Here is a 12,362-nt window from a genome sequence, read left to right on the forward strand (position 1 = left end):
CTGGGCCTAGGTGACCCGGCGGAGCTCGGCGGGGCGGGCCCGGGCCATCAGCCGCCAGACGCTCCGGCCGACCGCCGTGAACGGGGTCCCGGGCGGCACCTCGACCAGGGGCAGCCCGTGGCGGGCACAGGCCTCGACGAGGGACCGCGGCACGGTCTTGCCCGTTCTGGCCTGGGGCCCCTGCGAGGACCCCGGGGACGGTTTCGAGTGCGCGACCGTCCGGCCGGTGGGTTGGCGGCAGTCCAGTGGTACGAGAGCGGTCGCGCACTCGACACCGTCCCCGGGGTCCTCGCAGGAGCCCCAGGCCAGCACGAGCACGGGCGGGGCGGCGGCGTTCGGCGGGGCCTGGAGGGTGAGGACGTTGCCCGCGCGCCGCTTGACGCGCAGCTCCAGGTGGCGCTGGCTGGTGTTGACCGCGTGCGTGGCGGTGGTGGGCGCCAGCAGCACGGCCCGCCTGACCTGGTCCGGCGTGCTCGTGGTGACCTCGAAGCGGGTGTTGTGGCCGAGCGGTCCGGCGGGCACCTTGTCGAGCACGGGGCGGGCGCCCTGGTGGAGGTAGGCGGGCTCGTAGATCTCGATGGTGCCGTTCATCTCGTCCGTGATGTCGGCGTCGTTGGCGAGCTGCTGGAGCTCGTCCCCGGTGACCATGACACGGCCGTCGGGGAGCACGAGGGCGTTGGAGTGGTAGCCGCGGGGCAGCCGCTGGGCGGGCCCGAGCTTCCAGTTGCCCTGCGCGTCGCGCAGCTCGAACTGGCGGTACTTCAGGTCTGCGTTGGGGTTCAGGACCCCGTTGCCGTAGTCGCGGATGTCGTATCCGCCGCTCGCCGTCAGCAGGGTCCCGTTCGGCATCAGCAGGGTGTTGTCCTGGGTGCGGCCGAAGGCCCGGGGCTTCTCGACGGTCCAGCGGCCCTCGGACAGCTTGTACGTGTTCGGGTCGTTGCGGTCGCCGCCGATGATCAGCGCCGAGTTGGGGCCCTCGTACCCGCCGGGCAGCGGCACGGCTCCCCCGTACACCCGGGAGGTGCCGTCGGGGCGGGCCGGGAGGTCGGTGCGGGACTCGTCGACGGGGTCGAAGGCCCATTGCTCGTCGTGGACCCGGCCGAGGCCGTAGACCAGGCCGTCGCGGAGCGAGAAGAGGTGCGGGTAGTCGCGGGTGAAGGGGGCCTTCGCCTTGAAGGGGCCGATCGGGAGGTCGCGGGGCACGTCCTTCTTCTCCCGGGGCACGGGGTGGCCCAGGGCGGGGAAGCGCTCCACGAGGGAGGTCGGCGTGCCCCAGCCCAGCTCGGACTGGCCGGACATGATGAGCTGGCGGCCGTCCGCCGCGGTCACCACGGAGGGGTACCAGCGACCGGTGGCCATGTCCTGGTTGCGGCTCCAGGTCTCGGTCCACGGGTCGAAGACGAGCGAGAGCTTGGCGCCGCTGCCGCCGTTGGCGCCGAGGTTGCCGCCGAACACGCCGAGCATGCCGTTGGGCAGGAAGGAGTGCCCGGAGCAGAAGAACGGCGCGGGGCGCGGCGAGTTGGTGCCGTCGGGCATGTCGACCACCGGCGGGGTGACCTTGGTGAAGGCGGCTGACCCGGTGCCCTTGGCCGGGTCCCAGAGGAAGGCCCGGCCGGCGTTCGAGGGTCCGATGATGTTGGTCGGGGCGGGTTCCTTCGTGGGGTTGGTCTCGATCCGCTCGAAGGAGAAGAGCAGCACCTTGCCGGTGGGCAGCAGGGCGATGTGCGCGGCGAAGTCCGGGGAGTCGAAGTACTCCTTGAAGGCTCCGTACACCTCAGGCCTGAACTCCGCGTTGCCCTCGGTCTGTGAGGCGGTGAGGGCCTTGAGGCGGGCCTTGCGGGTGGTGTCGGGGTAGTCGGCGGCGTCCCGCAGGGCGAGCCGGGTGCGGGCGTGCTCCTGCGCGTGGTCCTCGCCGAGGTTGCGCCGCTCGTCCGGGCTGACCTCGCGGCGCACCCGTTCTGGGGCGACGTGCGGCGCGAGGTGGGCGGATCCCGGGTCGTACGGTCCTTCGTGCGCGGCCGCGGGGGAAGCGGGGAGCAGGGTGAGGAGGGTGCCTGCGACCAGGGCGCGGGCGGCTCCGGGCCCACGTCCAGCGGGGCGGGCCAGTCGGGGGCGCCGCCGGTCAGCTCGTGCCCGATGCGGGTGTAGCCGCGGAAGTGCGGGGAGTTCAGGTTGCTCACGGCCAGCCGGTCGGCCTCCGGGAGCGCGAAGAAGGCCCGGGTCAGCTCCAGGATGCGGAAGAGACTGAATCGGTAGTGATCGTCGGGAGCGTCAGATGTATAGAAGGGACAGGTATGGGGTGGGAGCGCGGGGATTGATTGACAGCATCCTGTCGATATGGCAGTCTACTGTCATAGAGTTGGCCCAGCGAGGTACGGCAACGGCACCGGAGGCGAGCACGATGAGCGAGACCCAGTCCGAGACCACGACGACCGAGACCACCACGACGAGCGAGACCGGGGGGCCGCGGCCCGGCCGCACGGTCCACGTCGCGGTCTACGACACCTACGCCGACTGGGAGACGGGCCACACCACCGCGCACCTCACCCAGCGCGGCCACGAGGTCCGTACGGTCGGCCTCGCCGCCGGGGAGCCCGTCACCACCATGGGCGGCCTGCGCGTCCAGCCCGATCTGGCGCTGTCCGACCTGCGCCCGGAGGACTCCTCGCTCCTCATCCTGACCGGCGCCGGTCTGTGGGACACCGGCGACGAGTTGGCCCCCTTCGCGGCGAAGGCGGCCGAGTTCCTGGCGGCCGGCGTACCGGTCGCGGCGATCTGCGGAGCCACGGCCGGGCTGGCGCGCGCGGGCGTCCTGGACGGGCGTACGCACACCAGCGCGGCCCCCTTCTACCTCGGCGGCCAGCCGGGCTACTCGGGCTCCGCCCACTACGTCGAGGCCGATGCGGTCACCGACGGCGACCTGATCACGGCGGGCCCGACGGAGCCGGTGGCGTTCGCCCGCGAGGTCTTCGCCCGCCTCGGCGTGTACGAGCCGGACGTGCTCGACGCCTGGTACCGGCTGTTCCACGACTCGGACGAGAGCGCGTACCCGGTCCTGATGGCGGCGGCGGAGTCGGGCGATGCTTGAGCGCGCGGCGTTGCCCGAGCACGCACCGATGCCTGAGCACGCGGCGGGGGCGGACGGGGATCAGGGCCGGGGCGAGGACGGGCCCGACTCGGCCCGGGTCCGGGTCCGGGTCCGGCAGGACCTGTTGAGCCGGACCGCACTCGGCGTGTTCCGCCTCAACGGCCAGTTCCTCTCCGTCTCGGAGGAGTTGGCGCGGCCCGCGGGCCTGACCGCCGCCTGGTGGCAGGTGTTGGGAGCCGTGCTCCGCGAACCCCTCCCCGTGGCCGGCATCGCCCGGTCCATGGGCATCACCCGGCAGAGCGTGCAGCGCATCGCCGACCTGCTGGCCGCCAAGGGCCTCGCCGAGTACGTCCCGAATCCGGCCCACCGCCGCGCGAAGCTGCTGTGTCCCACCGAGGCCGGCCGCGAAGCCGTCGCGCTGATCGGCCCGGGCCACGCGTCGCTGGCCGACCGCCTCGCGCTGGCCCTGGGCGAAGACGGCTTCGCCGAGACGGTCCGCGTCCTGGAACGCCTGTCGGCCGCCATGGACACCCTGCGGCCCGACCCGGACGAAGCCGGCTCCGCCTAGCTGGCTACTGCTGCGGCCGGAAGGCGGTCTGGGATTCCCGGTACTCCGGGGAATCGGGCCAGGGGTTGGCCACGGCCACCCGGCCCTCCCGAACCGCCAGCCGCGAGGCCTCGGTGTTGCGGTGCGGGAAGAGGACGACGTCCAGGGGCAGTGGCTCGCCCGTCGCGCGCGACCAGGCCCGGCTCGGCCCCGGGAGGACCCGCCGTCCCGGGCCCAGCTCCCTCCACGTGGTGAGCGGGCATTCGATGCGCGCGGGGGATGGGGATCAGGATCAGGACCATGACGTCGTCGAGGTCCACGGATTCCGGGGCTGAGTCGGCCGTGCGGGGAGCGTAGGGGCACTCGCCCACGCGGCGAACGCCTCCGGTCACGCCGGGTTCCGCGGCCGGGCGCGGGGGGGGGACAAGGAGGACGTGGAGGTGGCCGCCGGCCGCCGGGCACAGAGCGAACCGGCCGCGAATCCGAACAAGACCTACAGGTCCGGCGACGAGTGGGACCCGGACGCGGGAAGCCTGAACCTGTCCGAGCTCACCCTCGACAAATGCCCCGGCACGAGGGCCGGCTCCGCCCCGTGCCCGGCCACGAGAACGAGCTGAGCGGCGAGACGCGATGCGGCTGCCGGACAGTCTGCGCTGGAAGATCGCCATGACCACCACGGCTGTCTATGAGGCAGAAGACGACCCACGGCCTCCAGCCTAGGCCGGTGCGCTCGGAGTCGTGTATAAGAGGCGGCCCCCCTGACCGCGTCCGCCCGGTCCGCGCTCTCCGCGGCCACCCTGGTGGCCGGCGCCGCCCACCACCTCGCACTCCCCGAAGTCCCGCCCGCCGCCGAACGCGTCCGGCTCGGCAGCCTCGGCCTCGCCGCAGCCCGGATCGCCGGCCACCGCGGCACCGCCGTCGTCTTCGCCGACGGCGACCCCGGCTTCTTCGGCGTCGTACGCGCCCTGCGCGCCCCGGAACACGGCCTCGAAGTGGAAGTCGTACCCGCCGTGTCCGCCGTCGCCGCGGCCTTCGCCCGCGCCGGGATGCCCTGGGACGACGCCCAGGTCGTCGTCGCCCACCCCCGCACCCTGCGCCGCGCCGTCAACGTCTGCCGCGCCCACTCCAAGGTCGCCGTCCTCACCTCGCCCGGCGCCGGCCCCGCCGAACTGGCCCTCCTCCTCGAAGGAGTCCACCGCACCTTCGTCATCTGCGAGGAACTCGGCACCGACAAGGAGCAGGTGACGGTCCTCACCTCGGACAAGGCCGCCGACCACAGCTGGCGCGACCCCAACGTGGTGATCGTCATCGGCGGCCAGGCCGCTGCCGCCGACCCGGCGTGGCTGCTGGGCCAGAGCGCGGCCCAGAGCGCCGGACGCGGCTGGGCCCGCCCGCAGTTCGACGTCGGAGAAGGGGAGTCCGCACAGCTGCGCGCCGCGCAGCTCGCCCGGCTGGGCCCGCGCACCGGAGACCTCGTCTGGGACATCGGCTCCGGCTCCGGAGCCCTCGCCGTGGACGCCGCCGCCCTCGGCGCCGCCGTCATCGCCGTCGACGCCGACCCGCGCGCCTGCGAACGCACCACCGCGGCCGCCCGCGCCCGGGGCGTACAGCTCCAGATCATCGCCGGCCGCGCCCCGCACGTACTGGAGGACCTGCCCGAGCCCGATGTCGTCCGCGTCGGCGGCGGGGGAGCCGAGGTCGTCGCTGCGGTCGTCGACCGCCGCCCCGAACGCATCGTCAGCCACGCTTCCACGCGCGACGAGGCGGAGGCCATCGGCCGCGCGCTGACCGAGGGCGGGTACGCCGTCGAGTGCGCGCTGCTCCAGTCCGTGGGCCTGGACACCCGGACCTGGACCGAACAACAGCGCTCCGTGGTGTTCCTCCTCGCCGCCGAACGGCCCGTCAGCCGCCCGGACAGGACCTAAACGGTCCCGGGGCCGCTCCGCCCCGTGCCCGGGGTAGGCTGGCCGATCGTCGCACTGCCCCCGACCGACCGGGCATGCGGTACCGGCAGCACACGAGACGTGGCGTAGTCCACAGAGGACCATGGCGGTTATGGCCGCCCTGGTGGCGAACGGGCAGGACAATACTTACTGGTTGTCGTGCAGTCGTACGTGAGGCGAAACCTCCGCACGGCAATCCCGCTCGCACGGTCACGTGGGCGCCGGGCGGTCGAAGAGGCAACACCGATGGGCGAGGGGTACGCATGACTGACACCGGCCAGGTTCCGGGCGAGGGTTTCCCGGACAGCACGGGCATGGTGGATCAGCCGGGCGTCCCCGCCCCGGTCCCCGTGTCCCCGCCCGCGACCGGGGGCTACGCCTTCCAGGACCTCGTGGACGACCAGGCCGAGCCCGAGGACGAGGAACTGCTGCTGATGCCCAGCAGTCAGGGCGCGTGGAGCGACCCCCAGGTCGTCCCGCCGGTGCCCGCCTTCCCCGAGCCCGCTTTCCCCGAGCCCGCCGCGTACGCGGACGCGCCGTACGCCGAGTACCCGGGGATCCCCGGGTACCAGCAGCCGGTCCCGGCCGCCGCCCCGCTCTCCTACGAGGGCGCGGGCTACCCGCAGCAGTCCTTCCCGGAGCAGTCCTTCTCCGAGCCCTCCTTCGCGCAGCAGCCCTCCTTCGCCGACCCCGCCTCCTACAGCGCCGGCGCGCACGAGGCCGGCGGCCGGGACTCCGGCGCCCTCGACCTCGGCGGCCTGGTGGCCCCGCAGGCCCAGGCTCCGTCGAGCCCCGCCGCCCCGGCCCCGGTCACCCGCCTGGAGATCGCCGCCGAGAGCCTGCGCCCCTCGGTGCGGGGCACGGCGTTCGTCATCGACATCAACGACGCCGCCACGCAGACCGACCTGTCCCGTCTCTACTTCAGCATGCTCAAGTCCCGTCGCCAGACGGCGCTCAAGGAGGACTCCTCCGACGCCGCGGTGCCCCGGCACCTGCTCAAGATCCAGCAGAGCCACCTCAACCCCATCCCGTACACGAGGCTCTTCCACGAGCCGAGTCCCGCCACCAAGGCGGCGAAGTACGACCAGCTCTCCGCCCTCCGCGACTCCGGGGAACTGCTCCGTACGGACTCGCTCAACACCGTCGCGGGTCTCGACGCCTTCGAGGCGATGGCCCTCCAGAGCACGCTGTCGCTGTCGCCCACCGAGGGCACGCGACCCGATGGCGCCGTCGAGTTCGGACTGTCGCGCCATCTGCCCCGGCTGCACACGATGAACCTGCTGTACACCACGGACGAGGGCGTCCTCCAACGCACCTTCCACGAGGTGGCCGCGACCTACCTCGCCGAAGACGCGCCCCAGGTGCTGACCGCTCGGCCGGAATCCTTCTTCGGAGCGCTCACGACGGCGCTCGCCCGGGCCGCCGGGGACACCGCTACCGACGCCCCCGCGCCGCCGGTACCGGGGCGCCGCCCCGACACCCACCCCGACATCCGGCGGATGCTCCGTCAGCTTCAAGGGGAGCACCGGTCCACCCCGGCCGCCCGCGCGCTGATCGCACGAGCGGCAGAGCACGGCCTGACGGTGGAGGACCTGTCCACCCGCCTCTTCACCGGCCGCGTCCACCCGATGGCCCACACCCTCGACCACTACATCGACCCGCCCCTGACCCCCGGATCGAGCCGGTCGACCACGGGCACCTTCGCGCTCGACGGCGCCGCGACCTTCCTGTTGAACCTGTACGCGGATGAACTCGCACGCCCCCTGGAGGTCACCGGACCCGACGGGACGACCGCGCGCTTCGGGCCCTCCACGTCCACCGCGACGCCGCTCCACGTCCGCTGGCAGGCCCGCACGGGCTGGGTCGCGGTGGCCGGCGCGGGGACGGTCTCCACGGACGACGGGGCTCCGGGCCCGTCGACGAAGTCCGGTACGAGGGACGGGGGATCAGCCGGCCCGAAGCCCGGTTCGCGCGGGCAGGACCGTACGGACCGCCGTGGTGGAGGCACGCGTACGGCAGCAGCTCCCGACGCGGGCCCGGACTCCACGCGGCCCGCCGCCGGCACGCCGGGCGGGCGCCGGCGGGGCGAGTTCGTCACCCGGGCCGTCGCCGCGCGGGAACTGCGCGCCTTCCACGGAGCGAGGACCGCCGCGGTCCACACCGAGCGCTTCGACCCGAAACTCCGCCAGTTGAACCCCCGCCCCGGTCACCTCGACGGGTCCGTCACCCTCATCCGCACCAACGTACGGCGTGAGCAGCTCGCCGACGGCCGCACGGTCCGCCACTTCTTCATCACGCTCCCCTTCAAACTCGCCGACGGTCTCACCACCACCGACCTCACCCGGCACCAGGAGCAGGCCCAGAAGATCCTCGACACGCACACCAACTCCGGCTACCGCCTGCCCGAAAGCGGCGACCAACTCCGTATCACCGCCGAATTCATCCACGCCCCGGACCACGGCGAAGCCGTCACCCTCACCGCGAATCCGAACCCCGGCCGAGCCGACCAACTCCACTGGGACACCCACCACAGCGACGCCACCCTCACCCACGAACTCCTCCACTACCTCGGCCTCGCCGACGAATACGCCGACACCCAGGAGACCGACCCCCACCTCTTCCGCCGCAACGACCGGGCCAGTGCCGTCCGCACCGAAGGCCTCATGGCGAGCACCCTCCAGCAGAACCTCCGCCACCTCCCCCACGACTACCTCGCCACCATCGAACGCGTCAGCAACAACGCGGTCATCCCCCTCCACACCACGACCACCGCAACCACCACCACCGCCACCACGGCCACCGCCGCTGTCACCGCCGAGGCCAAGGCCGCCCCCACCTCCCTCGCCGAGAACATCGACGGCGCCCCCGAGGACGACGACCTCAACTACCCCCTCCTCGGCCTGCTCCTCCTCCAGCGCCACGGCAAGCGGTTCACCACCGCCGACGTCGGCCGGCTCTGGCTCGACGAGCTCCCGGCCGGCCGCACCTTCACCGCCGAGCGCGTCGCGTACCGCAACCTGCTCCAGGGGCTGGAGCCGCCGCTCACCGCCACGCACCACAATCCCTTCCGCGAGTGGATCGGCGCGCTCATCCGCGCCGACGTCCACGGCTGGACCAACCCGGGCGACCCGGCCGCCGCCGCGGCCCAGGCCCACCGGGACGCCGCCCTCACCCACACCGGGAACGGCGTCTACGCGGCCCTGTTCACCGCCGCCGCCACCGCCGCCGCGGCCACCGGCCGGGCCGACGTGCACGGCGCGCTGCGGGCCGGGCTGGCCGTCGTACCGCCCCGCTCGCGCCTGGCCGAGGCCGTCCGCTTCGCGATCGGGACGGCCGCGGCCGCGGCCGCGCGGGGCACCGGCTTCGATACGGTCGTGGACCTGCTGCACGCCCGCTACGGCCACTACCACTGGGTCCACGCCGTCCCCAACACCGCCCTGACCGCCGCCGCCCTCACCCACGCCGACGGCGACTTCACCCACTCCATCTGCCGCGCCGTGTCCGGTGGTTGGGACACCGATTCCAACGGCGCCACCGCCGGCGCCCTCGCCGGACTCCTGGCCGGGGCGCCCGAGGACATCCCGCACCGGTGGACCGCCCCGCTGAAGAACCGCCTCGCCACCAGCGTCGCCGGCTTCGACGGCATCGGCTTCGACACCCTCGCCCACCTCACCGCACAGGAGGCAGCACGCTCATGACGGCCATCGCCGTGCTCGGCAGTACCAACATGGACCTCGTCGCCTACGTCCCCAAGGCCCCCCGCCTCGGGGAGACCGTCACCGGCCGCGCCTTCCGCACGGTCCCCGGCGGCAAGGGCGCCAACCAGGCCGTCGCCGCCGCCCGCGCGGGCGCGGAGGTGGTGATGATCGGCGCGGTCGGGGCCGACGAGTTCGGTGTACGGCTGCGCTCCGCGCTCGCGGCGGCCGGGGTGGAGACCTCGGCCCTGCGCACCGTCGAGGGCGCCAGCGGCACCGCGCACATCACCGTGGACGACGAGGGCGGCAACAGCATCATCGTCATCCCCGGCGCCAACGCCCGCGTCACCGGCCTGGAGGCGGGCGACGCCGCCCGCATCGGCGCCGCCGGCTCCCTCCTCCTCCAGCTCGAACTGCCCCTGGAGGCCGTGCTGGCCGGCGCGCTGGCCGCCCGCGCCCACGGCGTCCGCACGATCCTCACCCCGGCCCCGGCCCCGGGGGCACCTCCCAGCGGTAGCTGGGGGAACCTGCCGGCCGAACTCCTGGCCGCGACCGACCTGTTGGTCCCCAACGAGCACGAGGCGGCCGCCCTCACCGGGCTCACGGACCCGCGCCGGGCCGCCGAGGCCCTGCTGGACCTGGTGCCGCAGGTGGTCGTCACCCTCGGTGCGGCCGGATCCCTGTACGCCGCACGCGGCGGCGAGCCGCTGACGGTCGCGGCCCCGCGCGTGCGGGCCGTGGACACCACCGCCGCCGGGGACACCTTCGTCGGCGCGCTCGCCGTGGCACTGGGCGAGGGCCGGCCCGTACCGGAAGCCCTGCGCTGGGCTTCGGCGGCCGCCGCACTGTCCGTCCAACGCCCCGGCGCGCAGGACTCGATGCCCACCCGCGCGCAGACCGACGCCGCCTTCGGGGAGCCCGCCGGCCCCGCCGGCCCCGCCGCTGTCCCCTATACACATCTGACGCTGCCGACGAGCTACCCCGTGTAGACCTCGGCGGCCGCCGTACCATTCACAAAAACAACACACCCTCACACCCACAGTGCCAACAGCCCGATGCTTATTGTTCATACTCGTCTACGTCCGCTACACCTAGTCAGTGCCGCTGGCCTCGATCGGCACGGGCCTGCTCGCGCTGGCCGCCCTGCTCTGGGCCCAGCTGCGCAACTACCGCCGGACCAACCGGGTCTTCAACCACGGGCTGGTCGCGGCGACCGCCGCCTCGCCGGTGGTGCTGCTGTGGCTGGTCGCCGGGCACACGGTCGCCCGGGCGGGGCTCCGCGAGGCGCGCGCGGGGGGGCCGGTGATGACGGCCGGACGAGCGGGGCGGCGCGGGGCGGCGGGGCGGCGGCGCCACGCGTCGTGCTGGTGATATTAGGCGCGGAAGTGCCGCTGGAGCCCCTGCCAGACGTCGTCGTACCCGCTCTGCAGGTGCTCCGCGCCGGCAGCCTGGGCGGTGGCGGTGATCGGCCAGCGGGTCTCGAACATGAAGGCCAGGCCGTCGTCGATCTTCTGCGGCTTCAGCTCGGCGGCGCTGGCCCGGTCGAAGGTCTCCCGGTCGGGGCCGTGCGCGGACATCATGTTGTGCAGGGAGCCGCCGCCGGGCACGAAGCCCTCCGCCTTGGCGTCGTAGGCGCCCTCGATGAGGCCCATGTACTCGCTCATCACGTTCCGGTGGAAGTACGGCGGGCGGAAGGTGTCCTCGCCGACCAGCCAGCGCGGGGCGAAGACCACGAAGTCCACGCCGGCGAGGCCCGGGGTGTCGGAGGGCGAGGTCAGCACGGTGAAGATCGACGGGTCGGGGTGGTCGTAGCTGATGGAGCCCAGGACGTTGAAGCGGCGCATGTCGTAGACGTACGGGACGTGCGTGCCGTGCCAGGCGACCACGTCGAGCGGCGAGTGGTCGTAGGTGGCGGTCCAGAGGTTGCCGCAGAACTTGTTGACCACCTCGGTCGGGCGCTCGCTGTCCTCGTACGCGGCCACGGGCGCCTGGAAGTCGCGCGCGGCGGCCAGGCCGTTGGCGCCGATCGGGCCCAGGTCGGGGAGCTCGAAGGGGCGGCCGTAGTTCTCGCAGACGTAGCCGCGGGCGGTCTCGTCCTGCAGCTCGACGCGGAAGCGCACGCCGCGCGGGATCAGGGCCACATCGCCGGGGCGGGCGCTGAGCAGGCCGAACTCGGTGCGCAGCAGCAGGCCGCCGCGCTCCGGGACGATCAGCAGCTCGCCGTCGGAGTCGCTGAACACCCGGTCGGTCATAGGGGAGTTGGCGGAGTAGAGGTGGATGGCCATGCCGGAGCGCTGGGCGGCGTCGCCGTTGCCGCCCAGGGTCCAGAGGCCGGCCAGGAAGTCGGTGCCGGGGGCCGGGTCGGGCAGCGGGTTCCAGCGGAGCCGGTTGGGGTCCGCGGGGGCCTCGGTGAAGGGCGCGGTGCGCAGGGCGCCGTTGTCCGTCCGGGTGAAGGGCGGGTGCGCGGCCGAGGGGCGGATCCGGTAGAGCCAGGAGCGGCGGTTGTGGGAGCGCGGCTCGGTGAAGGCGCTGCCGCTGAGCTGCTCCGCGTAGAGCCCGAGGGGGGAGCGCTGGGGTGAGTTGCGGCCGATCGGGAGCGCGCCGGGCACCGCCTCCGAGCTGTGCTCGTTGCCGAAGCCGGTGAGGTGCTCCAGCGCCTCCGCCGTCTTCCTGGCCTGCTCGCTGCCGCCGCTCATTGCACGCTCCCGCTCTGTCGAAGGAATCCTATGCCTGACAGTAGGATTCCATCGTCGACACGTCAACGCCACACCCCCGCCCACTCCCCTCCGGGGCAGTCCCCCTCCGGGCCACTCCGAGTCCGGGCCACTCCGAGTCCGGGCGCTCTGTTTCCGGGTGCCAGCGGGTCTCTGTCGTCAGGCTCCGGGGCCGGACCGCCAGGGCCGTGCGTCGGCGGGCTGGGCGTCCGGCCTCGGCGGCGGGCGCGGGCGCGCCCCCCGCCCTCGTCGCGGGCTGCGCCTCGTACCCAGTGCGGGCGCGGGCGCGGACGCAGACGCAGGCGTGGTTGACCGGGGCGGGAGGAACAGCAAGAATTGAGAAACGTAGTTTTTTTTGTCAGGCAGAAGACGGCA

At 73.5% G+C, this 12,362-nt stretch carries 7 protein-coding genes and 3 pseudogenes; 7 read left to right on the forward strand and 3 right to left on the reverse strand.

Annotation, left to right across the window (positions count from 1 at the left end):
- Positions 1-6: 6 nt before the first annotated feature.
- Together DRB96_RS41655 and DRB96_RS45660 are read right to left on the reverse strand one after the other, a co-directional pair.
- The gene (locus DRB96_RS41655; protein ID WP_239517844.1) at positions 7-1,953 is read right to left on the reverse strand and encodes a galactose oxidase-like domain-containing protein; all 1,947 of its coding nucleotides are present in this window, start codon (positions 1,951-1,953) and stop codon (positions 7-9) included.
- A 113-nt stretch (positions 1,954-2,066) separates the two neighbouring features.
- A pseudogene (locus DRB96_RS45660) lies at positions 2,067-2,237 on the reverse strand (2-oxoglutarate and iron-dependent oxygenase domain-containing protein); the annotation flags it as partial.
- Positions 2,238-2,401: 164 nt separating this feature from the next.
- On the opposite strand from DRB96_RS45660, the gene DRB96_RS41665 reads away from it, so the two are divergent.
- The 7 genes and pseudogenes from DRB96_RS41665 to DRB96_RS41700 all read left to right on the forward strand — a co-directional run.
- Positions 2,402-3,088 (forward strand): DJ-1/PfpI family protein, encoded by a 687-nt coding sequence (locus tag DRB96_RS41665; protein WP_112453000.1) that lies wholly within the window; start codon positions 2,402-2,404, stop codon positions 3,086-3,088.
- Between the two features lie 28 nt (positions 3,089-3,116).
- Positions 3,117-3,656 carry a helix-turn-helix domain-containing protein gene (locus DRB96_RS41670; protein ID WP_112453001.1) on the forward strand — a complete coding sequence of 180 codons (540 nt, stop codon included), beginning with the start codon at positions 3,117-3,119 and terminating at the stop codon, positions 3,654-3,656.
- A gap of 413 nt (positions 3,657-4,069) precedes the next feature.
- Positions 4,070-4,252, forward strand: coding sequence for a hypothetical protein (locus tag DRB96_RS41680; RefSeq protein ID WP_112453003.1), 183 nt, complete (start codon positions 4,070-4,072; stop codon positions 4,250-4,252).
- Positions 4,253-4,393: 141 nt separating this feature from the next.
- Positions 4,394-5,560 carry a precorrin-6y C5,15-methyltransferase (decarboxylating) subunit CbiE gene (cbiE, locus tag DRB96_RS41685; RefSeq protein ID WP_112453004.1) on the forward strand — a complete coding sequence of 389 codons (1,167 nt, stop codon included), beginning with the start codon at positions 4,394-4,396 and terminating at the stop codon, positions 5,558-5,560.
- 2,840 nt (positions 5,561-8,400) lie between these two features.
- A pseudogene (locus DRB96_RS41690) lies at positions 8,401-9,276 on the forward strand (ADP-ribosylglycohydrolase family protein); the annotation flags it as partial.
- Positions 9,273-10,262 carry a ribokinase gene (rbsK, locus tag DRB96_RS41695; RefSeq protein ID WP_112453005.1) on the forward strand — a complete coding sequence of 330 codons (990 nt, stop codon included), beginning with the start codon at positions 9,273-9,275 and terminating at the stop codon, positions 10,260-10,262. The pseudogene DRB96_RS41690 and the gene rbsK, both read left to right, overlap by 4 nt.
- Positions 10,263-10,374: 112 nt before the next feature.
- Positions 10,375-10,572: pseudogene (locus DRB96_RS41700) on the forward strand (hypothetical protein); the annotation flags it as partial.
- Between the two features lie 74 nt (positions 10,573-10,646).
- On the opposite strand, the gene hmgA reads toward DRB96_RS41700, so the two are convergent.
- Entirely contained in the window at positions 10,647-11,969 is a 1,323-nt protein-coding gene (hmgA, locus tag DRB96_RS41705; RefSeq protein WP_112453007.1) for a homogentisate 1,2-dioxygenase, read from the reverse strand.
- Positions 11,970-12,362 lie beyond the last annotated feature (393 nt).

Origin of the sequence: Streptomyces sp. ICC1 (genome assembly GCF_003287935.1) — a bacterium.
Classification (GTDB): domain Bacteria; phylum Actinomycetota; class Actinomycetes; order Streptomycetales; family Streptomycetaceae; genus Streptomyces; species Streptomyces tritrimontium.